This window comes from Streptomyces sp. TLI_185, from assembly GCF_003814765.1.
Lineage (GTDB): Bacteria > Actinomycetota > Actinomycetes > Streptomycetales > Streptomycetaceae > Streptomyces.
Map to the genome: position 1 here is coordinate 8,561,864 of NZ_RKRB01000001.1, position 26,707 is coordinate 8,588,570.

The following is a 26,707-nucleotide window of genomic DNA, read 5'->3' on the forward strand; positions in this document are numbered from 1 at the left end:
GCCCTGGAACGGGGAGGCGAGTGCGTGGTCGACGTCCCACTACGGCGCCCGATGCGCGCCGTACGACTGCGCCCGGTGGGCGACGGAGAACTCGAGTTGCAGTACCGCGTGGTGCACGGATACCGGCGCGCCTTCCGCATGGCCGGCGAGGGCCCGGCACTGGTGCTCATCCACGGCATCGGCGACTCCTCCGCGACCTGGGCCGAGTTGATCCCCGACCTGGCCCGCACCCACACCGTGATCGCGCCCGACCTGCTCGGCCACGGCGCTTCGGACAAACCGCGCGCCGACTACTCGGTGGCCGCGTATGCGAACGGCGTACGGGACCTGCTCACCACGCTCGGCATCGAGTCGGCGACGCTGGTCGGGCACTCGCTGGGCGGGGGCGTGGCCATGCAGTTCGCCTACCAGTTCCCCGAGCGCACCGAGCGGCTCATCCTGGTGAGCGCGGGCGGGGTGGGACGCGAGGTCAATCCCGTGCTGCGCCTGGTCTCCCTGCCGGGCGCCCACCTGATGCTGTCCACCCTGCGGTTGCCGGGGATGCGGCTGCAAGTGGGGCTCGCGGTGCGTCTGATGAAGCTCCTGGACACCGATCTCGGCCAGGACGCACCCGAACTGCTCACCCTTGTCGACGCCCTGCCGGACGAGACCTCCCGCAACGCGTTCATCCGCACCCTGCGCGCGGTCGTCGACTGGCGCGGCCAGGTCGTCACCATGCTCGACCGGTGCTATCTCACCGAGGGCATGCCGACCATGCTGCTGTGGGGCGACCGGGACAGCGTGGTGCCGGTGCGGCACGCGTACGGGGCGCACGAGGCGATGCCGGGCAGCCGGCTGGAGATCTTCGAACAGGCAGGCCATTTCCCGTTCCACAGCGACCCTGCGCGGTTCGTGTCGCTGGTCGAGGAGTTCACGGCGAGCACGCAACCGGCCGGCTGGAGCCGGGAGCGCTGGCGTGAACTCCTTGTCGGGGGCCGGCCGGGCACCAGCGCCGGGCGCCCCGACACCCCCCGCAGCCGCGCGGTGGAACGCGATATGAGAGAGGCCAGCGAACGCAGTGCGACGTGACATATCACTGCTGGTCGCGACCGGCGGCGAGTGGATATTGCCTCGACCGCTCAGGTGACCGGTCGGTAGCCTCGGCTCTTATGAACCGTCGGCGGCAGAAGAAGCTCTCGGGTCGGCTCTTCGCGGCGATCTGGAGGGGCGACACAGCCCGCGCGAGGGCTCTCCTGTGGGCCGGGGCCGATCCGGAAAGAGCCGACGGCGAGGGCACCACGCCCCTCTATGTGGCATCAGTGCACGGCGAAGCCGCCATCGTCCGTCTGCTCCTGACGTGCGGCGCCGCCCCGGACACCGAGAGCCGTGGAATCGGCGCGGAAGGCACACCGTTGTGCGCTGCCGCGTGCTGGGGGCACACGAAGGCGGTGCGCGAGCTGCTGGCACACGGCGCCGACCCGAATCTCCGCGAGGACCACGGCACCGGTTGGTCCCCGCTGGACTGGGCGAACAACGGCCCTCACCCCGAAACCGCCGCTCTCCTCACCGCGGCGGGTGCGACGGCCCGTCTGCGCACCACGTGACGGAGCCGACCGGCGCGTACTCAGCCCTGCGGCCCCAGATACCCGAGCGACGCCTCGATCCGCCCCGCCAGATGATCGCGCTGCACCGGCCCCCGAACCCCCGAACCCGCCAGCCACGTACGGCACTTGCTGGCCAGCAGCAGCCCGAAGGACTCGGCCTCCTGCTCCTCGGCGAGGTCGAAACGGCTGCGGGCGGCCACCTTGCGGACGGTGTCCCGCAGGTCCGCGCCGTCGCTGAGCAGGCGGGCCGCGACCTTGGCGCCCTCGACGTGATGGCCGCAGTGGCCGGCCTTCATGTGCCACAGCTCGTGGCCGAGGATCACCAACTGGTGGTCCGGCGCGGTCCGTTCCTCGACCACCACGAGGTCCTGGTCGGTCATGTCGAGCCACAGCCCGCTCGCCGTGCCGGTGGGGAAGGCGGCCGTGCGGAAGTGGACCGGCCGGCCGCGCCGTCTGCTCATCGCCTGGCACAGCGCGCCGTACAGGGCCTCGGGCGGTGCCGGTGCGGCAAGGGTGAGCTCTGCGACCAGCTCGCCGCACAGACGGCGCATTTCCCTTCCGATGCCCACAGCTCTCCCCAGGCTCACGACTCGGGCCGCTTGACGCTCTCCAGAAGCATGTCCAGCCACTCCGCGACCTTGTCGCGGTGCTGGTCGGTGGGCAGTTGCGCGGCCCGCCAGGCGATTCCGCGGACCCCGTGGTCCTGCAGCAGCCGCTCCAGCGGGTCGTCGGCGGCCGCGGCAGCCTCCCGCTCCGCGAGCTTGTGCAGGAGTTCCTGCTCTGTGCTCTGCAGGGCGCCCGTGAGGGCCTCGGGGTCCTCGGCCGTGAGGAATCCGGCGTGCACCCGGAAGAAGCGCTGAATGGCGTCGCAGTGCTCCATGGTGGGGCGCCGGTCGCCGTTGATCAGCGCGCCCGCCTGCTGGCGCGACATGCCCGCCCCGTCGGCGATCTCCTGCTGGGTGTACTTGCGCCCGTTGGGCTTGAGCCGGGTGCGGCGCAGCAGGTCGAGGCGCTGCAGAAACCGCTCCTGCACATCGGGCTCGCCCGCGGGACGGCCGCTCAGCAGGGCTCTGACCACGGGCTCGGGCACGCCCGAGGCGGCGGACAGGCGGCCGGTGTCGAAGACCTCCACGTGCGGCACGCCGAGCCGGTCGGCGAGCGCGGTGACGCGGGCGACGACGGCCGGCAGCGCAGCGGTCGCAGCCGAGGTGCCCGGACCCTCGAAGCCATCCGTCACCGACAGATCTCCTACGTTTCTCACAGGCTTCTCACAAGCGGTTGCCGTGAACTCGACGGAGATTACCGGGTAGTTCGAACTCACATCCAGGTGTCGCCACAACTGTGGCCAATTTCAGCCGTCAACAAGCACGAAATGCCACGATAGTTGACACGACTCGATCCGGGGCCGCAGGATCAAGGCGCCGCGTGAAGGCCGCAGAGGCAAGAGGGGTGACCTCCCGATGGCGTATCAGGCAGGAGGGCAGCGTCCGGCACCGCGGCCCGTCCCCGAGAGTCTCGAGGCCCAGGCGTATCTGCAGGACTACGCCGCCCTCCTGGAGGCCGTTCCCTTTCCGTCCGTCGTCCTCGACCACCGCTGGGACGTCGTTCTCTCCAACAATGCTTTCGCGTCACTTTTCCGCGAGGTGAGCCCGCATCCGACGGCGATGCCCGGCGACAACTTCCTCAGATTCGTCCTGTTCCACCCGGACGCGGGCACGGTCCTCGGCGAGCACGAGTCCAGCTGGTGCCTGCCGATGCTCGCGCACTTCGCGGCCGCCGTGGAGCGCTACGGCCACGACCACGGACTGCAGTCCATCCGCCGCGACATCGCCCAGGATCCGATCATGGAGGCCGCCTACGGGCAGGGCCTGCCGCACTGGATCCGCGCGGTCGGCGAACAGGCCGTGGCGCACGACGGCGCCGTACGCCCCCTGACGCACCCCGATCCGCGCTGGGGCGCCACCGACTGCCGCGTGGTGGACGAGACCCCGAGGACGCTGCAGGACATGGGGTACACACGGATGACGCTGGTGCTGCGGGAGACGCGCCCCGCCCGTCCCCGGGCCCACAAGGCCCGCCACGCGGCGGCGCACCTGAGGGTGGTGCCGGCCCCCGAGGCCTGACGGCCGCCACCGTCAGCGCGGGGAGATCACGAGCACGAGGGGGATGTCCCGGCAGGGGACCAGCCGCAGTCCGCGGAACCTTCCGGGCCGTGCCCGCCGCAGTACGGCGGCGAAATCGGGTCCCTTGGTGAGGGACCCGGCGAGATGGGCGGGGTCGGCGGAGGCGGTCACCCGTCCGCGGGCGTTCACCAGATGGGCCGGCCCGGGCAGCCGGCGCAGCATCGGCAGCACGGCCGCCTCGAAGTGCCGCAGGTACACGTCCGCCGCGGCCACTCCGGCGAACCGCCCCTCCATCTGCACCGGCGCGGACAGCGTGAGGCTGTACTCGTCGGAGCAGAGATAGTCGACGTACGGTCCGGCCACCGCGCGCTCCCCGGTGTCGCGGGGCAGGGCGAACCAGTCCCAGTGCGTGTAGTCCGCGTACGCCGACTGCTCGGGATCGAGGTCCAGCAGCAGCGGCCGTACGTCACCGTCCGAGCCGCTCTGCCACCACTCAAGCCAGGCCGGTACATCGGTGAGCAACCCCGGTGCGGCGACGAAGCCGACGCCGGAGACCAACTCGTTGCGGGCCAGGCGCAGATGGAGGCCGGGGCGCAGGGCGGCGAGGTCGACGGTCGCGGGGCGGCGGCCCTCGGCGGCCACCTTGGCCAGCAGGTCCGCGGTGTCGGTGCGGGTGGCGGCCACGGCGTCGAAAACGCTCTCCAGGGCGGAGCGGACCGCTGCCGCGACCTCGGGTGCCGTACCGGCTGCTGCCGTCGCGAGGCTCATGGGTGCCCTCCAGCGGACGGGGACCGGTCGCGACGCCTACAGGGTCAGGCGCAGGGCGACGAGCCGCGCCGTGGAGTCCTGGACGCACCGCTCGGCCAGTTCCCTGGCCGTTTCGTGGGCCCCATCCTGCACCGCCGAGATTACGGAGCGGTGACGGTGTGCCACCTCTTCACGATATTCGTCGTCCCCGAGCACAAGACACAGCAGCGCCCCGATCTCGGTCTGCAGCGCGACCTGTTCCCGGGTGAGGCGGGCGGACTGCGCCGCGGCGGCCAGCTCCACATGGAAGCGGCCGTAGACGCGGCTGCGGGCGGCCGCATCCGCCGCCTGCGTCAACTCCTCGGCCGTACGCCTCAGTTGTACGAGGTCGTCCGGCTCCGTGCGCTCGGCGGCGAGCCGGGCCGCCGTGCCCGACAGGGCCGCCCAGTGGTCGCCGAGGTCGCGGAGCTCCTCGGTGCTCCAGCCGCGCAGGCGCACCTTGAGGCGCTCCTCGCCGGGGACCTCGGGCAGGGAGACGAAGGAGCCGCCGCCGCGGCCCCTGCGGGTGGTGACAAGGCCCTGCTGGCGAAGGGCCATGAGGGCCTCCCGCAGGGTCACCGTGGACACGCCGAGCTGCCCGGCCAGCTCGCTCTCGCCGGGCAGTTGCTCCCCGTCGGCGAGCAGTCCGAGCTCGATGGCGTCGCCGATCCGCCGGACGACCGCGTCGACGCGCGCCCGGCTGTCCACCGGGGCGAAGACGGCTTTTCGGGCGCCGCCGTTCATCTGCTGCTGCTTCACGGCCACCACCTGGTGCATTGACTCAAGCTTTACCCTAAGGGCCTCTTGAGCTTTGAACTATGACTTCATATCTTTCCGTGCAACGTAGCAACGTACGAGAACGCCAGAAAGGTTCCCGTCCATGGAGGGAATTGCGATCCGGCTGCAGGATCTGCGGAAGTCGTTCGGGGAGACGACCGCCGTGGCCGGGATCGACCTGGAGATCCGCGACGGCGAGTTCTTCTCGATGCTCGGCCCCTCCGGCTCCGGCAAGACCACCGTCCTGCGCATGATCGCCGGGTTCGAGATCCCCACCGCGGGCCGTATCGAACTCGCCGGCCAGGAGGTCACCGGCCTCGCCCCCTTCGAGCGGGACGTGCACACCGTCTTCCAGGACTACGCCCTGTTCCCGCACATGACCGTCGAGCAGAACGTCGCCTACGCCCTCAAGATCCGCAAGGTGCCCAAGGCCGAACGCCTGGTCCGCGCCCGCAAGGCCCTCGCCGAGGTCCGCCTCGAAGGCTTCGGCAAGCGTCGCCCCGCGCAGCTCTCCGGCGGCCAGCGCCAGCGCGTCGCCCTGGCCCGCGCCCTCGTCGGCCGCCCCCGCGTCCTGCTGCTCGACGAACCCCTCGGCGCCCTCGACCTCAAACTGCGCGAGCAGATGCAGGTCGAACTCAAGGCGTTGCAGCGCGAGGTCGGCATCACCTTCGTCTTCGTCACTCACGACCAGCAGGAAGCCCTGACGATGAGCGACCGCATCGCCGTCTTCGACCAGGGCCGCATCCAGCAGGTCGGCACCCCCGCCGAGATCTACGAACGCCCCGCGACCCCTTTCGTCGCCTCCTTCGTCGGCACCTCCAACCTGCTCGAGGGCGAGTCCGCGCAGCGCGTCGTCGGCACCCCCGGCATCTACAGCATCCGCCCCGAGAAGATCCGCGTCCTCAAGGAGTCCGCCGAGGCCGACCAGCCGGACCACGCCACCGCCACCGGCACCGTCGCCGAGGTCGTCTACCTCGGCGACGCCACCCGCTTCCTGGTCGACCTCGACGCCGGCGGCCGCCTCACCGCAGTCCAGCAGAACCTGGAGACCTCCGCCGAGGACGTCGCCGCCTACCGCGGCACCCGGGTGCGTCTGCAATGGCACCACCGCCACACCGTCCAGGTCCCCGACGCCCGCTGAAGCCCTTTGTCCCGTAGGGAGAAACGTCGTGCGCCCCACCCGAACCCTCCAGGCCGCAGCTTGCGCCGCCGCGCTGCTCCTCGCCGCAACCGCCTGCGGATCCTCCGGCAACGGCGGCGGCTCCTCGGCCACCGGCCTCAACCCCCCGGACCTCAAGGCACCCACCAAGCTCGGCAAGTCCGAGGGCAAGGTCAACCTGATCGCCTGGGCCGGCTATGTCGAGGACGGCTCCAACGACCCGAAGGTCGACTGGGTGACCCCCTTCGAGAAACAGACCGGCTGCCAGGTCAACTCCAAGGTCGCCGCCAGCTCCGACGAGATGGTCAAACTGATGAAGACCGGCGAGTACGACGCCGTCTCCGCCTCCGGCGACGCCTCCCTGCGTCTGATCGCCTCCGGCGACGCAGCCCCCGTCAACACCAAGCTCGTCCCGAACTACAAGGACATCTTCAGCGGCCTGAAGAACGGCAGCTGGAACTCGGTCAAGGGCCAGATGTACGGCATCCCGCACGGCCGCGGCGCCAACCTGCTGATGTACAACACGCAGAAGGTCACCCCGGCTCCGACCTCGTGGGCTGCCGTGTTCGACGACGCCTCGAAGTACAAGGGCCACGTCACCGCGTACGACTCGCCGATCTACATTGCCGACGCGGCGCTGTATCTCAAGGCCACCAAGCCCGAGTTGAAGATCAAGGACCCGTACGCGCTCGACCAGAAGCAGTTCGACGCCGCCGTCGCGCTGCTGAAGAAGCAGAACGCGAACATAGGCGAGTACTGGAGCGATTATCTGAAGGAGATCTCCGCCTTCAAGAGCGGGGACTCCGTGGTCGGTACCACCTGGCAGGTCATCGCCAACCTCGCCGCCGGCGAGGGCGCCAAGGTCAAGGCCTTCGTACCCAAGGAGGGTTCGACCGGCTGGTCCGACACCTGGATGGTCTCGGCCAAGGCCAAGCACCCCAACTGCGCCTACAAATGGCTGGACTGGATCGTCTCCCCGAAGGTCAACGCCCAGGTCGCCGAGTACTTCGGCGAGGCCCCCGCCAACTCCAAGGCGTGCGAGCTGACCAGCGACAAGAACTTCTGCACGACCTACCACGCCGCCGACGAGAGCTACTGGAAGAACATCGCCTTCTGGAACACGCCCATCGAGCAGTGCCTCGACGGGCGGACCGACGTCAAGTGCGTGCCGTACGCCAAGTGGGTCCAGGCCTGGACCGAGATCAAGGGCTGAGGCGTGGCCGTACTGACCCGGACAGCGGGGGCGCTGCACCGCCGCCCCCGCCTCCGGCTGACCCTGCTGCTGACAGCGCCACTGCTGTGGCTGGCCGTGCTCTATCTCGGCTCGCTCGCCGTGCTGTTCGCCTCCGCGTTCTGGACGACGAACTCCTTCACCTCCGAGGTGGTGAAGGTCTGGTCGACCGACAACTTCCACGAGCTGTTCACCACGCCCGTCTACCGCCAGGTCGTCTTCCGCAGCATCGGCGTGGCCCTCGCGGTCACCGCCCTGTGTGTGGTGATCGCCTTCCCGGTGGCCTTCTACACCGCCCGGGTCGCCACGCCCAGGTGGCGTCCGCTGCTCGTTGTCGCCATCCTCACACCGCTGTGGGCGAGTTACCTGGTCAAGGTGTACGCCTGGCGGCTGATCCTGTCCGAGGGCGGCCTCGCCGACTGGATGCTGAAGCCGTTCGGGCTGAGCGGGCCGGGGTTCGGCCTGCCGGCCACCGTCCTGACCCTGACGTACCTGTGGCTGCCGTACATGATCCTGCCGATCCACACGGCGCTGGAGCAGCTGCCCGCCAACCTGCTCGACGCGTCGGCCGACTTGGGCGCGAGGGGCTGGCGGACCTTCCGGTCGGTGGTGCTGCCGATGGTGCTGCCGTCCGTCGCCGCCGGGTCGATCTTCACCTTCTCGCTGAGCCTCGGGGACTACATCACCGTGCAGATCGTCGGCGGCAAGACCCAGCTGATCGGCAACGTCGTCTACTCCAACATCGAACTCAACCTGCCGATGGCTGCGGCGCTCGGCACTGTGCCGGTCGTCGTCATCGTGGGGTATCTGCTGGCGATGCGGCGCACGGGTGCGCTGAGCAGCCTCTGAAAGGCCTGTGCTATGTCACATTCCACTGGAAACGGGTGCTATGTCACATGCCACTGACCCGCTCCGCGCGCATCGCCCTGCGCACCGCCGCCGGCATCGGCTTCGCGCTCATCTACATCCCGCTGCTGCTCGTCCTCGTCAACTCCCTCAACCCCGACCGCAGCGCGAGCTGGCCGCCGCCCGGCCTCACCCTGCACTGGTGGTCCGTCGCCTGGCAGAACTCCGGTGCGCGGGAAGCCCTTTGGGTCTCCGTCAAGGCGGGCCTCGGTGCCACGGCCATCGCCCTGGTCCTCGGCACCCTGATCGCCTTCGCCGTGGCCCGGCACCGGTTCTTCGGCCGCGACGCCATCTCCTTCGTGGTCGTCCTGCCGATCGCCCTGCCCGGCATCGTCACGGGCATCGCCCTCAACTCGGCCTTCGGCACGGTACTTGCGCCGCTCGGCCTCGGCCTCGGTCTGTTCACGGTGGTCGTCGGACACGCCACCTTCTGCATCGTCGTCGTCTTCAACAACGTCGTGGCCAGGCTGCGACGCACCGCCGGGTCGTACGAGGAGGCGGCCATGGACCTCGGTGCGAACACCTTCCGCGCCTTCGCCGACGTCACCTTCCCGCTGGTGCGCTCGGCACTGTTCGCGGGCGGGCTGCTCGCCTTCGCGCTCTCCTTCGACGAGATCGTGGTGACGACCTTCACCGCCGGGCCCGGCATCGAGACGCTCCCCATCTGGATCTTCAACAACATGACACGCCCGCAGCAGGCACCTGTGGTGAACGTGGTGGCGGCCGTGCTCGTCCTGCTCTCGGCGATTCCGATCTACGTCGCGCAGCGGCTGTCGGCGGACACGGCGACCGGGAGCCGGGTTTGACCGCACCCCAGCGGGCGCTCGGCGAGCGAGCCACCTGGTGAGCAGGCGCGCGCCGGAGGCCCGGACGAGACTCCCCCACAGGACGCGCGGATCAACGGGTTCGTCTCGCTGTGGCTGGTGCCGCTGGTCTTCGGCGGGCTCGGGCTGTTGGCCGCGGGGATCGGCGCAGCCGTCGCGTTGGTGACGCGGCGGCGCTCCCAGGCCGCCTGATCTCTGCTGGTGATGTCCGCGTCAGCGGCGGCGCGAGGTTGATTACGGTCAGCCGTGTGCACGCCATGTTCAGAATCAGTGGTATGTGACATAGTACTGATGTGAGTCAGCCACTGACCTGCGATGTCGTGATTGTCGGAGCCGGCATGACAGGCGCCGCCTGCGCCCTCTACGCCTCCCGCGCAGGCCTGGACGTCGTCGTCGTGGACCGTGGCCCCGTGGCCGGCGGCACCACCGGCGCGGGGGAGGGCAACCTCCTCGTCTCCGACAAGGAGCCCGGCCCGGAGCTCGACCTTGCGCTTCTCTCCAACCGACTGTGGTCCGAGCTGGCGCAGGAGTTCGGGGAGGCCATCGAGTACGAGGCCAAGGGCGGCGTGGTGGTGGCCACCTCCCCCGGCGGTCTCGTCGCGTTGGAGGACTTCGCCGCGGGGCAGCGAGCCGCCGGAGTGACCGCCACGACAGTCGCGGCCACCGAGCTGTACGAACTCGAACCCCATCTCGCCCCCGGCCTGCCCGGCGCCGTCCACTACCCGCAGGACTCCCAGGTCATGCCCGCCCTGGCCGCCGCCCACCTCGTCCGGGCGTCCGGCGCGCGCCTGCTCACCGGCCGGACGGTGACGGGTGTTCTGCGGACAACTGACGGGCAGGTGTGGGGAGTTCGCACGAACAAGGGCGATATCCGCACTCCGGCCGTGGTCAACGCGGCCGGTACCTGGGGCGCCGAACTCGCCGCCCTCGCGGGTACCTCCCTGCCCGTCCTCCCGCGGCGCGGCTTCGTCCTCGTCACCGAACCGCTGCCCCGCAGGGTCCACCACAAGGTGTACGCCGCCGACTACGTGGCCGACGTGGCCAGCGACTCGGCCGCGCTGCAGACCTCGCCGGTCGTGGAGGGCACGGCCGCGGGACCGATCCTGATCGGCGCGAGCCGGGAACGGGTCGGCTTCGACCGGTCGTTCTCGCTGCCGGCCCTGCGGGCCCTCGCGGCGGGCGCGACCCGGCTGTTCCCGTTCCTGGCCGAGGTCCGCGCCATCCGCTCCTACGCCGGCTTCCGCCCGTACATGCCCGACCACCTGCCCGCCATCGGCCCCGATCCTCGTGTCCCCGGCCTCTTCCACGCCTGCGGGCACGAGGGTGCGGGCATCGGCCTCGCAACCGGCACCGGGCACCTGATCGCACAGACCCTGACCGCGAAGACACCCGACCTGGACCTCGCCCCGTTCCGCCCCGACCGCTTCCCCGAGGAGACCCCGTGAGCTCTCCGCTGGACCTGGCACAAGCCCACCCGCGCCCGGCCTTCACGGTCACGCTGGACGGCCGCGAGATCGACGCGCTGCCCGGCCAGACGATCGCCGCCGCGCTCTGGGCAGCAGGTGTCACCTCCTGGCGCACCACCCGTGACGGGGGCCGCCCGCGCGGCGTCTTCTGCGGGATCGGCGTCTGCTTCGACTGCCTGGTGACCGTCAACGACCGTCCCAACCAACGGGCTTGCCTGGTCTGCCTGCAGCCGGGCGACGCGATCCGCACTCAGGAGGGGACCGGTCATGACGACTGACCGACCCCACCTCGCCGTCATCGGCGCGGGCCCGGCGGGCCTGGCCGCGACCGTGGCCGCCGCGGCACACGGCGTGCGGGTCACGCTCCTCGACGCGGCCGCACAACCGGGCGGCCAGTTCTACCGGCAGCCCGCCGCCGAACTGCGCGTGCAGCGCCCCCAGGCGCTGCATCACGACTGGCGGACCTGGGAGCGACTGCGGGACGGGCTCCACACACACGTAAAGGCAGGTGCGGTAACACATTTGACGGACCATCACATCTGGTTCGTCGAACGGCACGCAGACCGCTTCACCGTGCACGCCCTGCTCGGCCCCGAGCAGGAGGACCCGGCTGCCGTACACGCCGACGCCGTGGTCCTCGCCACCGGCGGCTACGAGAAGGTGCTGCCCTTCCCCGGCTGGACCCTCCCCGGCGTCCTCACCGCGGGCGGCGCCCAGGCCATGCTCAAGGGAAACCTCGCAGCGCCCGGACGCACCGCCGTGGTCGCCGGCACCGGACCGCTGCTGCTGCCGGTCGCGACCGGCCTCGCCGCGGCGGGAGTGGAAATCGCCGCGCTCGTCGAGTCCGCCGACCCCAAGGCGTTCGTACGACGGTCCCGGGCGCTCGCGGCGCAACCGGGCAAGCTCGCCGAAGGGGCCGGATACGCGGCCCAGTTGCTCCGGCACCGGGTGCGCACCCTCACCCGGCACACCGTCGTCGAGGCGCACGGCACCGAGCGGCTGGAGGCGGTGACCGTTGCCGCGCTCGACGGCGAAGGGCGGGTCCGGCCCGGCACCGCGCGTCGCATCCCTTGCGACACTCTCGCCGTCGGCCACGGCATGCTCCCGCACACCGACCTCGCCGAGACCCTCGGCTGCCGCCTCGACGGCATGAACGTGCAGGTCGACGGCGAGCAGCGCACCGACGTCCCCGGCGTCTGGGCCGCAGGCGAGACCACCGGCATCGGTGGTTCGGCCCTCGCCCTGGCCGAGGGCCACATCGCCGGACGCTCGGCTGCGGCCCGCCTGGCGGGCCGTGCACCGGACCCGCACGAGTGGGCCGCGGCCGCCAAGTCCCGTACCAAGCTGCGGGAGTTCGCTGCGGCGCTCGACGCCGTGTACGCGCCGCCCGCCCACTGGAGCGAGCTGATCACCGACGACACCGTCGTGTGCCGCTGCGAGGAGGTCACCGGCTCCGCGATCCGCGAGGCCGTCGCGGAGCTCGGCGCCGGCGACGTCCGCACGGTGAAGCTGCTGACCCGGGCCGGCATGGGCTGGTGCCAGGGCCGGGTGTGCGCGCCCGCGGTCGCCGGGCTGGCCGGATGCCAACTCACCGCTTCCAGACGGCCGTTCGCGCGTCCCGTACCGCTCGGTGTCCTCGCCCGCGAGGACACGCACCCCACGGAGAGAGGATCCTCATGACCGACCACCGTCCCTGGCGCGGAGTGCTCGTCGCCACCGCGCTGCCGCTGAACGACGACCTCACGGTGAACCACGACAAGTACGCCGAGCACTGCGCCTGGCTCGTCGAGAACGGCTGCGACGGCGTCGTCCCCAACGGCTCGCTGGGGGAGTACCAGGTGCTCACCCTCGAGGAACGCGCGAAGGTCGTCGAGACGGCCGTCGCCGCTGTCGGCGGGCAGCGCGTCATGCCCGGCGTCGCCGCGTACGGGTCCGCGGAGTCCCGCCGCTGGGCCGAGCAGGCCCGCGACGCCGGCTGCCAGGCGGTGATGCTGCTGCCACCCAACGCCTACCGCGCCGACGAGCGTTCGGTACTCGCCCACTACGCGGAGGTCGCGAAGGCGGGCGTGCCGGTGGTGGCGTACAACAACCCGATCGACACCAAGGTCGACCTCGTGCCGGAACTCCTCGCGAAGCTGCACGGGGAGGGGTACATCCACGCCGTCAAGGAGTTCTCTGGGGACGTCCGCCGCGCCTACCGGATCGCCGAACTCGCCCCGGAACTCGACCTGTTGATCGGTGCCGACGACGTCCTGCTGGAGCTGGCGATCGCGGGTGCGAAGGGCTGGGTGGCCGGTTACCCGAACGCCCTGCCCGCCGCGAGCGTGGAGCTCTACCACGCGGCCGTCGACGGCGACCTGACGACCGCCGATCACCTCTATCGTCAGCTGCATCCGCTGCTGCGCTGGGACTCCCAGGTCGAGTTCGTGCAGGCGATCAAGCTGTCCATGGACATCGTCGGGCGACACGGGGGGCCGGTCCGGCCGCCCCGTATGCCGCTGCTGCCCGAACAGGAGGCGGCCGTCCGGGCGGCCACCGAGAAGGCCGTCGCCGCCGGACTGGCGTAACCCACAAGGAGACCGGTCATGCGCAGCAGACTCGTCCTGCACGCCGTCGACTCGCACACCGAGGGCATGCCGACCCGTGTGATCACCGGCGGGATCGGGACCATCCCCGGCGCGACGATGAACGAGCGGCGGCTGTACTTCCGCGAACACCGCGACGACATCAAGCAGTTGCTGATGAACGAGCCGCGCGGGCACTCGGCGATGAGCGGCGCGATCCTGCAGCCGCCGGCCCGGGCCGACTGCGACTGGGGTGTCGTCTACATCGAGGTGTCCGGCTATCTGCCGATGTGCGGGCACGGCACGATCGGCGTCGCGACCGTGCTCGTCGAGACCGGCATGGTCGAGGTCGTCGAACCGGTCACCACCATCCGCCTCGACACCCCGGCCGGAGTCGTGGTCGCGGAGGTGGCGGTGGAGGGCGGCGCGGCCAGGTCGGTGACGCTGAGGAACGTGCCGTCGTTCGCGGTGGGGCTCGACCGGAAGGCGACGCTGGCTGACGGGCGGTCAGTGACATATGACATGGCATACGGCGGAAACTTCTACGCCATCCTCCCCCTGGACCAGTTCGGCCTCCCCTTCGACCGCACTCGCAAGGATGAAATCCTCGCGGCGGGGCTGTCGTTGATGGACGCCATCAACGCCGAGGACGAGCCCGTCCACCCCGAGGACCCGTCCATCCGCGGCTGCCACCACGTCCACCTCTACGCGCCCGGCTCCGACGCCCGCCACTCCCGGCACGCGATGGCGATCCATCCCGGCTGGTTCGACCGCTCGCCGTGCGGCACCGGAACCAGCGCGCGCATGGCGCAGCTGCATGCGCGCGGCGAACTCCCCCTGCACACCGAATTCGTCAACGAGTCCTTCATCGGCACCCGCTTCACCGGCCGCCTCCTCGGCACCACGGAGGTAGCGGGCTGCCCCGCCGTCCTGCCCAGCTTCACCGGGCGTGCCTGGATCACCGGAACCGCCCAGTACCTGCTCGACCCGGAGGACCCGTTCCCCGCGGGTTTCGTGTTGTAGCGGCCCGATAATGTCCGGTAACCCAAGGAGGACGATCACCATGGCCCAGCAGCACCGCCCCGCCATCCCCTCGCTCGGCGGCAGGAAGCCCAACTTCCGGGAGAAGGTAGTGGACGTGCTGCGGGCCGCACTGATCTCCGGTGAACTGCGCCCCGGCCAGGTGTACTCGGCGCCGGCCCTCGCCCCCCGCCTGGGCGTCTCCGCGACCCCGGTGCGCGAGGCGATGCTCGAGCTGGTGAAGGAGGGCATGGTCGAGATCGTCCCGAACAAGGGGTTCCGGGTCACCGAGGTCTCAGAGAAGCAGCTCGACGAGTACACCCACATCCGGTCCCTGATCGAGATCCCGACGACCGTCGGCCTCGCGACCACCGCCGGCCTCGACGACCTGAAGGCGCTGCGCCCGCTCGCCATGGAGATCGTCACCTCGGCCACGCGAGGCAACCTCACCGACTACGTCGAGGCGGACCTGCACTTCCACCTCGCTCTGCTCGCCCTGGCCGGCAACGACCATCTCGTGGAAGTCGTACGGGACCTGCGGCAGCGTTCACGGCTGTACGGACTGACAGCCCTGGTCGAGACCGGACGGCTGAAGGCCTCGGCCGAGGAACACCTCGAACTCCTCGACGCGCTGCTCGCGCGGGACACCGAGGCCGTGCGCGAGGTGATGACGCGGCACCTCGGCCACGTCCGGGGGCTCTGGGCAGCCCACTGAGAGCCCACGTTCGCCATTACGCAAGTCGTTTGCATTTCTTGCGCTATTCTTGCGTGCATGACGCGACGACTTGCTGAGGTGGCGAAGAAGGTCGGGGTCAGCGAGGCCACGGTCAGCCGGGTGCTGAACGGCAAGCCCGGGGTCTCGGAGGTCACCCGGCAGGCGGTGCTCAGTGCCCTGGACGTCCTCGGCTACGAGCGGCCCACGCAGCTGCGCGGCGAGCGCGCCCGCCTCGTGGGCCTCGTCCTGCCCGAACTGCAGAACCCCATCTTCCCGGCGTTCGCCGAGGTGATCGGCGGGGCCCTCGCTCAGCTCGGCCTGACCCCGGTGCTGTGCACGCAGACCAAGGGAGGCGTCTCCGAGGCCGACTACGTGGAGCTGCTGCTGCAACAGCAGGTCTCCGGCGTCGTCTTTGCCGGCGGCCTGTACGCCCAGGCCGACGCCCCGCACGAGCACTACCGCCGGCTCGCCGAGCGCAACATCCCGGTGGTGCTGGTCAACGCGTCCATCGACGACCTCGGCTTCCCGGGCGTGTCCTGCGACGACGCGGTGGCGGTGGAGCAGGCCTGGCGGCATCTGGCCTCGCTCGGGCACGAGCGGATCGGGCTGGTGCTGGGACCGGCCGACCACATGCCGTCGGCCCGCAAACTGGCCGCGGCGCAGAGCATGGGGGAGCTGCCCGACGAGCGTGTCGCCCGCGCCATGTTCTCAATCGAGGGAGGTCACGCGGCCGCCTCCCGTCTCATCGACCGGGGCGTCACCGGCATCATCTGCGCCAGCGACCCCCTGGCGCTCGGCGCGATCCGGGCCGCCCGGCGGAAGGGCCTCGGCGTCCCCTCGCGGATCTCGGTCGTCGGCTACGACGACTCCGCGTTCATGAACTGCACCGAACCCCCGCTGACGACCGTCCGCCAGCCCATCGAGGCCATGGGGCGGGCAGCCGTGGAGCTCCTGAATGCGCAGATCAACGGCAGTGCCGTAGCGCCCGAAGAGCTGCTCTTCGAGCCCGAACTGGTGGTCCGCGGTTCGACCGCGCAAGCAACCCGTCCCTGAGGTCCATCGATCTGTCGAATAATTACAGATACTGCGCGACATCTTGCGGACGGATGTCGGCGGTGCTTGAGTGTGCGGCGCCCACCGCTCCTGCCACGAGGGGTCCACCGATGACAAGCACCGGGTTCCGCCGTACGTTCGTCGCGCTGAGCGCCTGTTCTCTCGCCCTCGCCGCCTCCGCCTGCGGATCGGGCGACGACGGATCGGCGAGCGGAAAGACCCGTATCACCGTCAATTGCGAGCCGCCCAAGAGCGCCAAGGTCGACCGAGGGTTCTTCGAGCAGGACACCGCCGCCTTCGAGAAGCAGCATCCGGACATCGACGTCGTCGCGCACGACGCGTTCCCCTGCCAGGACCCCAAGACCTTCGACGCCAAACTCGCCGGCGGGCAGATGGAGGACGTCTTCTACACGTACTTCACGGACGCCAGGCACGTCGTCGACATCAGGCAGGCGGCCGATCTCACGCCGTACATCAAGGAGTTGAAGAGCTACGACACCATCCAGAAGCAGCTGCGCGACATCTACACCGTCGCCGGGAAGATCTACGGCATCCCGCGCACCGGCTACTCGATGGGCCTGATCTACAACCGCAAGCTCTTCCAGAAGGCCGGCCTCGACCCCGACAAGCCCCCGGCCACCTGGGACGAGGTCCGCGCCGACGCCAAGAAGATCGCCGCACTCGGCAACGGCACCGTCGGATACGCCGACTACAGCGCCCAGAACCAGGGCGGTTGGCACTTCACCGCGGAGCTGTACTCCCAGGGCGGCGACGTCGTCGGCGCCGACGGCAAGCAGGCCACCGTCGACACACCCGAGGGCCATGCCGTGCTGCAGAACCTGCACGACATGCGGTGGGCCGACGACTCGATGGGCAGCAAGCAGCTCCTGGTCATCAACGACGTGCAGCAGATGATGGGTTCGGGCAAGCTCGGCATGTATCTCTCCGCCCCGGACAACATCCCGATCCTGGTGAAGGAGAAGGGCGGCAACTACAAGGACCTCGCCCTCGGCCCGATGCCCGGCGGCAAGGGCACGCTCATCGGCGGCGACGGCTACATGTTCAACAAGCACGACACGCCCGCCCAGATCCGCGCCGGCCTGAAGTGGCTCGACCACATGTTCCTCACCCCCGGCACGGGCTTCCTCGGCGACTACGCCCGCGCCAAGAAGGCGAACGCCCCCGTCGGCCTGCCCGAGCCGCGCCTGTTCACCGACGCCGCCGACGCCAAGGACCAGCAGGTAAAGAAGGCCAACGCCAATGTGCCCGTGGAGAACTACCAGGCCTTCCTCGACGGCAACCACACCCTCCAGCTGAAGATCGAGCCGCCGGACGCCCAGCAGATCTACTCCGTCCTCGACTCCGCCGTCTCCGCCGTCCTCACCAAGAAGGACGCGGACATCGACCAGCTGCTCAAGGACGCCTCCGGCAAGATCGACGGCATCCTGGCGCGGGGCTGACGACATGACGAAGACGGCCGAGCGGCAACCCGTCCAGACGGCCGCCGTCCATCCGGTCCAGGCGCCGTCCCCGGCAGGGGGCCGGGGGCGGCGCCGCCTAGCCGACCAGGCCCGCGCCTACGCCTTCCTCCTCGGCGGCCTCGTCTGCTTCGCCCTGTTCTCCTGGTACCCGGCGATCCGCGCCGTCGTGATCGCCTTCCAGAAGTACACGCCGGGCTCACCGCCCGAGTGGGTCGGCACCGCCAACTTCACCCGTGTCTGGCACGACCCCGAGTTCACCGCCGCCTGGCGCAACACACTCACCTTCACCCTGCTCGCCCTGCTGCTCGGCTTCGCGATCCCCTTCGTCATGGCCCTCGTGCTCAACGAACTCCGCCACGCGAAGGCGTTCTTCAGGGTCGTCGTCTATCTGCCGGTGATGATCCCGCCGGTGGTCAGCGCACTGCTGTGGAAGTGGTTCTACGACCCCGGAGCCGGCCTCGCCAACGAGACACTGCGCTTCCTGCACCTGCCCACATCGAACTGGTCCAACGGCACCGACACCGCCCTCATCTCCCTGGTCGTCGTGGCCACCTGGGCCAACATGGGTGGCACCGTCCTGATCTACCTGGCCGCACTCCAGTCCATCCCCGGCGAGCTGTACGAGGCCGCCGAACTGGACGGCGCGAACCTCCTCCAGCGCATACGGCACGTGACGATTCCCCAGACCCGCTTCGTCATCCTCATGCTGATGCTCCTGCAGATCATCGCGACGATGCAGATCTTCACCGAACCGTTCGTGATCACGGGAGGCGGCCCGGAGAACGCCACGGTCACCGTCCTCTACCTGATCTACAAGTACGCCTTCCTCTACAACGACTTCGGCGGCGCCTGCGCGCTCAGCGTCATGCTCCTCGTGCTGCTCGGCGCCTTCTCCGCCGTATACCTGCACCTGACCCGCTCCGGAGAGGAGGACGCATGAGCGCCACCCGCACCCTCGTCTCTCCGGCGGCGCTCGCCCGCCCGCGTGGGAAGACGGTCTACTGGACGGTGTTCACCGTCGTCCTCGTCCTGTTCGTGCTGGCCTTCCTGTTCCCCGTCTACTGGATGGTGACCGGTGCGATGAAGTCGCCGGACGAGGTGGCGCGGACCCCGCCCACGATCGTCCCCGAGCACTGGCGCCTCGGCGGCTACACCGACGCCTGGGACCTCATGCAGCTGCCGCAGCACCTGTGGAACACGCTGGTCCAGGCGGCCGGCGCCTGGCTGTTCCAGCTGGTCTTCTGCACGGCCGCCGCCTACGCCCTGTCCAGGCTCAGACCCGCCTTCGGCAAGCTGATCCTCGGCGGCATCCTCGCCACCCTCATGGTCCCGGCCCAGGCGCTGGTCGTACCGAAGTACCTGACCGTCGCCGACCTCCCCCTGATCCACACCAGCCTGCTCAACGACCCCCTGGCCATCTGGCTGCCCGCCGTCGCCAACGCCTTCAACCTCTACCTGCTCAAGCGGTTCTTCGACCAGCTCCCGCGAGACGTCCTGGAAGCGGCCGAGATCGACGGCGCCGGGAAGCTGCGCACACTGTGGTCGATCGTGCTGCCCATGTCGCGGCCGGTGCTCGGGGTCGTGTCGATCTTCGCGCTGGTCGCCGTGTGGCAGGACTTCCTCTGGCCGCTGATGGTCTTCTCGGACACCGGCAGACAGCCGATCAGCGTGGCACTCGTCCAGCTGTCGCAGAACATCCAACTGACCGTGCTCATCGCGGCGATGGTGATCGCCAGCATCCCGATGGTCGCCCTGTTCCTGCTCTTCCAGCGGCACATCATCGCCGGCATCAGCGCGGGCAGCACCAAGGGCTGACGCCCTCCCTCCGACAGAAAGGCAAGCACAGTGGGACAGCCCCGCCATGCCCCCACGGAGTGGTGGCGCTCCGCCGTCATCTACCAGGTCTACGTCCGCAGTTTCGCCGACGGCGACGGTGACGGCACCGGTGACCTCGCCGGCGTCCGCGCCCGACTGCCCTATCTCGCCGAACTCGGCGTGGACGCCCTGTGGTTCAGCCCCTGGTACCTGTCACCGATGAAGGACGGCGGCTACGACGTCGCCGACTACCGTGCGATCGACCCGGCCTTCGGCACCCTGGCGGAGGCGGAGAAGCTGATCGCCGAAGCCCGCGAACTCGGCATCCGCACGATCGTCGACATCGTCCCGAACCACGTCTCCGACCGGCACCCCTGGTTCCACGCCGCCCGCCTCGGCGGCCCCGAACGAGAGCTGTTCCACTTCCGCGCCGGCCGCGGCGTCCACGGCGAACTCCCGCCCAACGACTGGACCTCCCAGTTCGGCGGCCCCGCCTGGACCCGACTGCCCGACGGCGACTGGTACCTGCACCTCTTCGCCCCCGAACAGCCCGACCTCAACTGGGCACACCCGGCGGTCCGCCAGGAACACGAGGACATCCTGCGGTTCTGGTTCGAACGGGGCGTCGCCGGAGTCCGCATCGACTCGGCCGCCCTCCTCGCGAAGGACCCCGACCTGCCGGACTTCACCGAGGGCCGCGACCCGCACCCCTACGTCGACCGGGACGAACTCCACGACATCTACCGCTCCTGGCGCGCCGTCGCCGACGAGTACGACGGCATCTTCGTCGGCGAGGTCTGGCTCCCCGACACCGAACGCTTCGCCCGCTATCTGCGCCCCGACGAACTCCACACGGCCTTCAACTTCGCCTTCATGACCTGCCCCTGGGACGCGCGCAGGCTGCGTACGTCCATCGACGAGACCCTCGCCGAGCACGCACCCGTGGGCGCCCCCGCCACCTGGGTGCTGTGCAACCACGACGTCACCCGCACGGTCACGCGCTACGGCCGCACGGACACCGGCTTCGACTTCGCCGCCAAGGCCTTCGGCACCCCGGCCGACCTCGCCCTCGGTACCCGGCGCGCCCGCGCGGCCGCCCTGCTGTCACTCGCCCTGCCCGGCGCCGTCTACCTGTACCAGGGCGAGGAGCTGGGCCTGCCCGAGGCCGACATCCCCCTCGGCCGCATCCAGGACCCGATGCACTTCCGGTCGAACGGCACCGACCCGGGACGCGACGGCTGCCGGGTCCCGCTGCCATGGGTGGCCGGGGCGCCGTATGCGGGATTCGGCAGCCGTGAGGAGCCCTGGCTGCCGCAGCCGGCCGGCTGGGCGTCGTATGCCGTCGACCGCCAGGCCGCGGACGCCGGCTCGATGCTCGCCCTCTACCGCACGGCCATCGGGCTGCGCCCCGTGTTCGGCGACGGGCCGCTCAGCTGGCTGACCGCACCCGAGGGCGTGCTCGCCTTGAGCCGGGCCGGCGTCCGGTGCCTGGTGAACCTCGCCGACACCCCCGTCGACCTTCCCGCCCACACTCAACTCCTCCTCGCCAGCGGGCCCTTGGATGTCGAGGGACGACTGCCGAGGGACACCGCGGTCTGGCTGCGCGTCTGAGCCTGCACCGCACCCTCCCCGCTATCCCCGCACCCCCACCACGAAGGGATCAGCACATGCACAGAACCTTCAGGGGCATGCCAGCAGCGATGGTCGTTGCCCTGTCCGCCGGTCTGCTCACGGCCACGGCCCCCGCCGCGCACGCCGCCTCCGGCGCCACTCTGCCCTTCACCTCGGTCGAGGCCGAGTCGGCCTCGACCACCGGCACCAGGATCGGCCCCGACTACACCCAGGGCACCCTCGCCTCCGAGGCCTCGGGCCGCCAGGCCGTACGTCTTACTTCGGGCCAGCGCGTCGAGTTCACCGTGCCGCGTGCGGCCAACGCCGTGAACGTCGCCTACAGCGTCCCCGACGGCCAGTCCGGCACCCTCGACGTGTACGTCAACGGCCAGAAGATCGCCAAGACGCTCGCGGTCACGTCCAAGTACTCGTACATCGACACCGGTTGGATCCCGGGCGCCAAGACGCACCACTTCTTCGACGACGCCCGGCTGCTGCTCGGTCAAAGCGTCCAGCCCGGTGACAAGATCGCCTTCCAGTCGACCGGCACCCAGGTCACCGTCGACGTGGCCGACTTCGAGCAGGTCGACGCCGCAGCCACCCAGCCCGCCGGTTCCGTCTCGGTCACCTCCAAGGGCGCCGACCCCAGCGGCAACGGCGACTCCACCCAGGCCTTTCGGGAGGCGATCTCCGCCGCGCAAGGGGGAGTGGTGTGGATCCCGCCGGGCGACTACAAGCTGACGTCCTCGCTCAGCGGCGTCCAGAACGTCACCCTGCAGGGCGCCGGCAGTTGGTACTCCGTCGTGCACACCTCACGCTTCATCGACCAGTCGAGTTCCTCCGGCGGCGTGCACATCAAGGACTTCGCGGTGATCGGCGAGGTCACCGAGCGCGTCGACTCCAACCCGGACAACTTCGTCAACGGCTCGCTGGGGCCGAACAGTTCGGTGTCCGGCATGTGGATCCAGCACCTCAAGGTCGGCCTCTGGCTGATGGGCAACAACGACAACCTGGTCGTCGAGAACAACCGCATCCTCGACACCACCGCCGACGGACTCAACCTCAACGGCAACGCGCGCGGTGTCCGCGTCCGCAACAACTTCCTGCGCAACCAGGGCGACGACTCGCTCGCCATGTGGTCGCTGTACGCGCCCGACACGGACAGCAGCTTCGAGAACAACACCATCTCGCAGCCGAACCTCGCCAACGGCATCGCGATCTACGGCGGCACCGACATCGCGGTGAAGAACAACCTGGTCGCCGACACCAACGCCCTCGGCAGCGGCATCGCGATCTCCAACCAGAAGTTCCTCGACCCGTTCTCGCCACTGGCCGGCACCATCACCGTCGACGGCAACACGCTCGTGCGCACCGGCGCGATGAACCCCAACTGGAACCATCCGATGGGCGCGCTGCGCGTCGACTCGTACGACAGCGCCGTCAACGCCACCGTGAACATCACCAACACGACCGTCACGGACAGCCCTTACAGCGCCTTCGAGTTCGTCTCCGGGGGCGGGCACGGCTACCCGACCAGCAATGTCACCGTCAGCGGCGCGACCGTGAAGAACACCGGCACGGTCGTCGTCCAGGCGGAGACGCAGGGCTCGGCGAAGTTCAGCAACGTCCAGGCCACCGGGGTCGGCGCGGCCGGCATCTACAACTGCCCCTACCCGTCCGGCTCCGGGACCTTCACCCTCGACGACGGCGGCGGCAACACCGGCTGGAGCAGCACCTGGGCCGACTGCTCGACCTGGCCGCAGCCCGGTCAGGGCAACCCCGACCCCGACCCGAACCGCAACCTCGCCAAGGGCCGCCCGGCCACCGCGACCGGCTCGCAGGACGTCTACACGCCGGGCAAGGCGGTCGACGGCGACGCGAACAGCTACTGGGAGTCGACCAACAACGCCTTCCCGCAGTCCTGGACGGTCGACCTCGGCTCGGTGCAGGCCGTGCGCAGGCTGGTGCTGAAGCTGCCGCCGTCGTCCGCCTGGGGCGCCCGTACCCAGACCATCACCGTGCTCGGCAGCACCGACGGCTCGACCTACTCGACCGTCGTCGGCTCCACCGGCTACCGCTTCGACCCGGCGACCGGCAACACGGCCACCGTCTCCCTGCCGGCCGGCACCAACCTGCGCCATCTGCGGCTGACCGTCAGCGCCAACACCGGCTGGCCCGCAGGGCAGTTCAGCGAGGTGGAGGCGTATCCGGCTTCGTGACCGCGTCCTGCGGGGTTCCGCGCTTCGCCGTCTGGATCTGCTCGTACACATGGGTCCGCAGCTCGGCGAAGCGCGGGGCCACCCGGGTGTGCAACTGGTCCCGCTCGTCGGGCAGATCGACCTTCAGCTGTTCCTGTACGACGGTGGGGGAGGCGGAGAGAACGACCACCCGTTCGCCGAGGTAGACCGCCTCGTCGATGTCATGGGTGACGAACAGGATCGTCATCCCGCGCTCCCGCCACAGCCGTCGTACCAGGTCCTCCAGATCGGCGCGGGTCTGCGCGTCGACCGCTGCGAACGGTTCGTCCATCAGCAGTACGTCGGGCTCATAGGCGAGGGCCCGGGCGATGGCGACGCGCTGCTGCATACCGCCGGACAGCTGCCACGGGTACGCTCCCGCGGCGTCCGCCAGCCCGACCGACTCCAGTGCGTCCGCGACCAGCTCCTTGCGCCGCGCCTTGCTCAAGTTCTTCTGTTTCAGGGGAAGTTCGATGTTTTCGGCCACCCGCATCCAGGGGAAGAGACTGCGCCCGTACTCCTGGAAGACGAACGCCATCCCGGGAGGCGGCCCGCTCACCGGCTTGTCCGCGAGCAGTACCTGGCCCGCGGTGGGGGTGAGCAGACCTCCCACGCACTTCAGCAGTGTCGTCTTGCCGCAGCCCGACGGGCCGACGAGACAGACAAGTTCGCCGGCCTCCACCGTGAAGGTGAGGTCGCGGACCGCCTCGACGCGGCGGCCGGACCCCTCGTAGACCTTCTTGAGGCCGCGTACGTCGAGCATGGATCGCCCTCTCACGATGTCAGGACCGCCGGGTGGATGCGCGCAGGCCGTGGTACCAGGCGAGCACTCTGCGCTCGACGGCCTGGAAGACCACGGACAGCAGGAAGCCGAGCAGGCCGAGGACGAGGATCCCGGTCCACATGTCGGGAATCGCGAAGCTGCGCTGGAACTGGACGACGGTGAAACCGATGCCGTTGCTGGCCGCGAACATCTCGCTGATGACCATCAGGATGATGCCGATGGACAGCGCCTGGCGCAGGCCCGCGAAGATCTGCGGGCTCGCCGAGCGCAGGACCAGGCTGCGCAGCCGGGCAAGGCCCGTGATGCCGTAGGAGCGGGCCGTTTCCAGCATCACCGGGTCGACCGCGCGCACGCCCTCCACCGTGTTGAGCAGGATCGGCCAGACGCAGCCGCCGGCGATGACCACGATCTTCATCGTGTCGCCGATGCCCGCGAACAGCATGATGACGGGGATGAGGACCGGGGGTGGCACCGCGCGCAGGAACTCCAGGACCGGCTCGCAGACCGCCCGCACCCGCCGGTAGGAGCCGATGACCGTGCCGAGTGCGATGCCGACGACGGCCGCCGTGGCACAACCGGCTGCCAGTCGCACGATGCTCGGCAGGACGTCCGAGCGCAGCCGGTCGGCGGTCCAGACGTCCGGGAAGGTCTGGAAGATCGTGCGCAGGGGAGGCCAGAACGGGTCGGTGCTGCCGTCCGACGCGGCCCACCAGACGGCCACCAGCACCACGGGCAGGGCGAGCACGAAGAAGAGCCGGAGGACTGCGCGCCTCACACCGCCACCTCCCCGCGCACCGACTGGTGCCAGGCCAGCGCCCTCCGCTCCACCGTGCGCGCACCGACGTTGATCAGCAGTCCCAGCAGCCCGGCGACCACGATCAGCGCGTACAGGTCGGGCACCGCCTGCGAGGCCTGCGCGACCGCGATCTGCCGGCCCAACCCCGGTGCGCCGATGACGAGTTCGGCGGTGACGGCGAGGATCAGCGCCACCGCCGCGGCGAGCCGCACGCCCGTCATGACGTACGGCAGCGCGCTCGGCCACAGCACATGGCGCACCCGAGCCCAGGTGCCCAGGCCGTACGAGCGTGCCGTCTCCTCGGCGACCGGGTCGACGTCCTGGACGCCGTACAGGGTCTGGATCAGCACCTGCCAGAAGGACGCGTACACGACGAGCAGCAGCACCGACTTGAGTTCGGCGCCGTACAACAGCACCGCCAGGGGGATCAGGGCGACCGAGGGGATCGGGCGCAGGAACTCGATCGTCGAGGCCGTCGCCTCGCGCAGATACGGCACGATCGAGATGACCACGCCGACGACGACGCCCGCGCCGACCGCTATCGCGAGGCCGATCGCCCAGCCGGTGAGGGTGTCGCCGAGCGCCGACCAGAACGCGCCCTCGGTGACCTCGTCCCACAGCGCGGAGGCGATACGGCTGGTGGGCGGGAAGTAGGCCTCCTTGACGAGGCCGAGCCGCGGCGCCGCCTCGCCCAGGGCGAGGAAGGCCGTGAGCCCGGCCGCGCCGAGTGCTGCGTTCGCGCCCCTCATGGCAGCAGCGTGTCCAGGTCGGGAGTCTTCTTGAAGAAGCCGAACTCCTGGCCCAGTTTCTCCTGCGCCTCGATCGAGGCACGGTTCGCCTCGGCCGGCCACTTGGGCAGGGTCACCTTGGCCAGCACCGAGGCGGGGACCTTGGTGTACGTGGTGACGATCTGGCGGACCTCGTCCGGGTGGGCGTTCGCGTAGGCGAGGGACTCGGCGGTGGCCGTCCGGAACTTCTTCACCACGTCCGGGTTCTGCTGCGCGTACCGCGTCGACGTGAAGTACATCGCGACGGTGAGGTCGGGGGCCACGTCGACCAGCGGCGAGGCGATCTCGCGGCCGCCCTGGTCCTTGATGGTGGTGAGCGCGGGCTCGACGGCCATGGCGGCGTCCACCTGGCCCTTGTCGAGCGCCGCGGGCATCTGGTCGAAGGGGATCTCGACGTAGCTCACCTTGTCGGGGTCGCCACCCGCCTTCTTCACTGATGCGCGCATGGACAACTCGACGATGTTCTTGAGGGTGTTGACGGCGACCTTCTTGCCCTCGAGGTCCTTCGCGGTCTTGACGGAGCTGTCCTTCTTCACCAGGGCCGCCCCGAAGTCCTGCCCCTGTGAGCCGGTTGAGGCGACTCCGTTGGAGATCGCCTTCACGGGCACGTTGTTGGACTGGGCGACCATGAGCGAGAACACGTTGGAGAAGCCGAACTGGTACTGGCCGGAGGCCACGCCCGGCACGATGGCGGCTCCGCCCGCGGCGAGCGTCGGCGACAGCTTCAGGCCCTGCTTCTCGTAGAAGCCCTTCTTCTCGCCGAGGTAGAGGGGTGCGACATCGACGATCGGGATGAGCCCCACCTTGACGGTGGTGATGCCCCCGGACGACTCACCCGCTTTCGACGAACTCCCGCCGGACGAACCGCAGGCCGTCGAGACGAGCAGGAAGGCGCCGGCGGTGAGACCGGCGAACAGACGGCGCATGGCTCCTCCTGTACAGAGAACGGTGCAGTTCGCGGTGCATCGGTGTTCCGACAGGTCGTGCG

Annotated in this window: 27 protein-coding genes; 19 read left to right on the forward strand and 8 right to left on the reverse strand. The window is 69.9% G+C overall.

Annotated elements, in window-relative coordinates:
- Window positions 1-24 precede the first annotated feature (24 nt).
- A complete protein-coding gene (locus EDD92_RS39330; RefSeq protein WP_123968702.1) occupies window positions 25-1,068 on the forward strand; it encodes an alpha/beta fold hydrolase in 1,044 nt (347 codons plus the stop codon).
- Window positions 1,069-1,148: 80 nt separating this feature from the next.
- A complete protein-coding gene (locus EDD92_RS39335) occupies window positions 1,149-1,583 on the forward strand; it encodes an ankyrin repeat domain-containing protein (protein ID WP_123968703.1) in 435 nt (144 codons plus the stop codon).
- A 20-nt stretch (window positions 1,584-1,603) separates the two neighbouring features.
- On the opposite strand, the gene EDD92_RS39340 is transcribed toward EDD92_RS39335, so the two are convergent.
- Both EDD92_RS39340 and EDD92_RS39345 read right to left on the reverse strand, forming a co-directional pair.
- Entirely contained in the window at window positions 1,604-2,134 is a 531-nt protein-coding gene (locus EDD92_RS39340; RefSeq protein WP_185124482.1) for a toxin-antitoxin system, toxin component, read from the reverse strand.
- Window positions 2,135-2,166: 32 nt separating this feature from the next.
- On the reverse strand, window positions 2,167-2,820 hold the full coding sequence (locus tag EDD92_RS39345) for a helix-turn-helix transcriptional regulator (RefSeq protein ID WP_123968705.1): 654 nt from the start codon (window positions 2,818-2,820) through the stop codon (window positions 2,167-2,169).
- Window positions 2,821-3,043: 223 nt separating this feature from the next.
- Between EDD92_RS39345 and EDD92_RS39350 the strand changes: the two genes are divergently transcribed.
- The gene (locus EDD92_RS39350; RefSeq protein WP_185124269.1) at window positions 3,044-3,706 is read left to right on the forward strand and encodes a hypothetical protein; all 663 of its coding nucleotides are present in this window, start codon (window positions 3,044-3,046) and stop codon (window positions 3,704-3,706) included.
- 12 nt (window positions 3,707-3,718) lie between these two features.
- Here the strand turns inward: EDD92_RS39350 and EDD92_RS39355 are convergent, their stop codons facing one another.
- Together EDD92_RS39355 and EDD92_RS39360 are read right to left on the reverse strand one after the other, a co-directional pair.
- Window positions 3,719-4,474: a cache domain-containing protein gene (locus EDD92_RS39355; protein ID WP_123968707.1), complete on the reverse strand. Its 756-nt coding sequence runs from the start codon at window positions 4,472-4,474 to the stop codon at window positions 3,719-3,721.
- A gap of 36 nt (window positions 4,475-4,510) precedes the next feature.
- A complete protein-coding gene (locus tag EDD92_RS39360) occupies window positions 4,511-5,269 on the reverse strand; it encodes a FadR/GntR family transcriptional regulator (protein WP_123968708.1) in 759 nt (252 codons plus the stop codon).
- 103 nt (window positions 5,270-5,372) lie between these two features.
- On the opposite strand from EDD92_RS39360, the gene EDD92_RS39365 reads away from it, so the two are divergent.
- From EDD92_RS39365 to EDD92_RS39445, 16 genes are all read left to right on the forward strand, one after another.
- Entirely contained in the window at window positions 5,373-6,410 is a 1,038-nt protein-coding gene (locus tag EDD92_RS39365) for an ABC transporter ATP-binding protein (protein WP_123968709.1), read from the forward strand.
- Window positions 6,411-6,438: 28 nt separating this feature from the next.
- On the forward strand, window positions 6,439-7,641 hold the full coding sequence (locus tag EDD92_RS39370; protein WP_123968710.1) for an ABC transporter substrate-binding protein: 1,203 nt from the start codon (window positions 6,439-6,441) through the stop codon (window positions 7,639-7,641).
- A gap of 3 nt (window positions 7,642-7,644) precedes the next feature.
- On the forward strand, window positions 7,645-8,508 hold the full coding sequence (locus tag EDD92_RS39375; RefSeq protein WP_123968711.1) for an ABC transporter permease: 864 nt from the start codon (window positions 7,645-7,647) through the stop codon (window positions 8,506-8,508).
- 47 nt (window positions 8,509-8,555) lie between these two features.
- Complete coding sequence (locus EDD92_RS39380) at window positions 8,556-9,371, forward strand: ABC transporter permease (protein WP_123968712.1); 816 nt, start codon at window positions 8,556-8,558, stop codon at window positions 9,369-9,371.
- A 311-nt stretch (window positions 9,372-9,682) separates the two neighbouring features.
- Entirely contained in the window at window positions 9,683-10,834 is a 1,152-nt protein-coding gene (locus EDD92_RS39390) for an FAD-binding oxidoreductase (protein ID WP_123968713.1), read from the forward strand.
- The gene (locus EDD92_RS39395) at window positions 10,831-11,133 is read left to right on the forward strand and encodes a (2Fe-2S)-binding protein (protein WP_123968714.1); all 303 of its coding nucleotides are present in this window, start codon (window positions 10,831-10,833) and stop codon (window positions 11,131-11,133) included. The genes EDD92_RS39390 and EDD92_RS39395 overlap by 4 nt, the downstream gene beginning before the upstream one ends.
- On the forward strand, window positions 11,123-12,535 hold the full coding sequence (locus EDD92_RS39400) for an NAD(P)/FAD-dependent oxidoreductase (RefSeq protein ID WP_123968715.1): 1,413 nt from the start codon (window positions 11,123-11,125) through the stop codon (window positions 12,533-12,535). Before EDD92_RS39395 ends, EDD92_RS39400 begins: the two co-directional genes overlap by 11 nt.
- Window positions 12,532-13,422, forward strand: a complete 891-nt coding sequence (locus tag EDD92_RS39405; protein ID WP_399184947.1) for a dihydrodipicolinate synthase family protein — start codon at window positions 12,532-12,534, stop codon at window positions 13,420-13,422. The genes EDD92_RS39400 and EDD92_RS39405 overlap by 4 nt, the downstream gene beginning before the upstream one ends.
- An 18-nt stretch (window positions 13,423-13,440) precedes the next feature.
- Window positions 13,441-14,442: a proline racemase family protein gene (locus EDD92_RS39410; protein ID WP_123968716.1), complete on the forward strand. Its 1,002-nt coding sequence runs from the start codon at window positions 13,441-13,443 to the stop codon at window positions 14,440-14,442.
- Window positions 14,443-14,482: 40 nt separating this feature from the next.
- Complete coding sequence (locus EDD92_RS39415; protein ID WP_123968717.1) at window positions 14,483-15,154, forward strand: GntR family transcriptional regulator; 672 nt, start codon at window positions 14,483-14,485, stop codon at window positions 15,152-15,154.
- Window positions 15,155-15,211: 57 nt separating this feature from the next.
- Entirely contained in the window at window positions 15,212-16,207 is a 996-nt protein-coding gene (locus EDD92_RS39420) for a LacI family DNA-binding transcriptional regulator (protein WP_123968718.1), read from the forward strand.
- Window positions 16,208-16,317: 110 nt separating this feature from the next.
- On the forward strand, window positions 16,318-17,667 hold the full coding sequence (locus EDD92_RS39425) for an ABC transporter substrate-binding protein (protein WP_123968719.1): 1,350 nt from the start codon (window positions 16,318-16,320) through the stop codon (window positions 17,665-17,667).
- A 4-nt stretch (window positions 17,668-17,671) separates the two neighbouring features.
- On the forward strand, window positions 17,672-18,628 hold the full coding sequence (locus EDD92_RS39430; protein ID WP_123968720.1) for a carbohydrate ABC transporter permease: 957 nt from the start codon (window positions 17,672-17,674) through the stop codon (window positions 18,626-18,628).
- Window positions 18,625-19,503 (forward strand): carbohydrate ABC transporter permease, encoded by an 879-nt coding sequence (locus EDD92_RS39435; protein WP_123968721.1) that lies wholly within the window; start codon window positions 18,625-18,627, stop codon window positions 19,501-19,503. The genes EDD92_RS39430 and EDD92_RS39435 overlap by 4 nt, the downstream gene beginning before the upstream one ends.
- Window positions 19,504-19,533: 30 nt before the next feature.
- On the forward strand, window positions 19,534-21,114 hold the full coding sequence (locus EDD92_RS39440; RefSeq protein WP_123968722.1) for a glycoside hydrolase family 13 protein: 1,581 nt from the start codon (window positions 19,534-19,536) through the stop codon (window positions 21,112-21,114).
- A gap of 77 nt (window positions 21,115-21,191) precedes the next feature.
- A complete protein-coding gene (locus EDD92_RS39445; protein WP_260327079.1) occupies window positions 21,192-23,333 on the forward strand; it encodes a discoidin domain-containing protein in 2,142 nt (713 codons plus the stop codon).
- Here the strand turns inward: EDD92_RS39445 and EDD92_RS39450 are convergent.
- Genes EDD92_RS39450 through EDD92_RS39465 form a run of 4 tightly spaced genes read right to left on the reverse strand, consistent with a single transcriptional unit; the run spans window position 23,302 to window position 26,645 of the window.
- The gene (locus EDD92_RS39450; RefSeq protein ID WP_123968724.1) at window positions 23,302-24,114 is read right to left on the reverse strand and encodes an ABC transporter ATP-binding protein; all 813 of its coding nucleotides are present in this window, start codon (window positions 24,112-24,114) and stop codon (window positions 23,302-23,304) included. The genes EDD92_RS39445 and EDD92_RS39450 overlap by 32 nt on opposite strands.
- 19 nt (window positions 24,115-24,133) lie before the next feature.
- A complete protein-coding gene (locus EDD92_RS39455; protein ID WP_123968725.1) occupies window positions 24,134-24,910 on the reverse strand; it encodes an ABC transporter permease in 777 nt (258 codons plus the stop codon).
- Window positions 24,907-25,680, reverse strand: a complete 774-nt coding sequence (locus EDD92_RS39460; RefSeq protein WP_123968726.1) for an ABC transporter permease — start codon at window positions 25,678-25,680, stop codon at window positions 24,907-24,909. Before EDD92_RS39460 ends, EDD92_RS39455 begins: the two co-directional genes overlap by 4 nt.
- Complete coding sequence (locus tag EDD92_RS39465; RefSeq protein WP_123968727.1) at window positions 25,677-26,645, reverse strand: ABC transporter substrate-binding protein; 969 nt, start codon at window positions 26,643-26,645, stop codon at window positions 25,677-25,679. The genes EDD92_RS39460 and EDD92_RS39465 overlap by 4 nt, the downstream gene beginning before the upstream one ends.
- Between the last annotated feature and the right edge of the window lie 62 nt (window positions 26,646-26,707).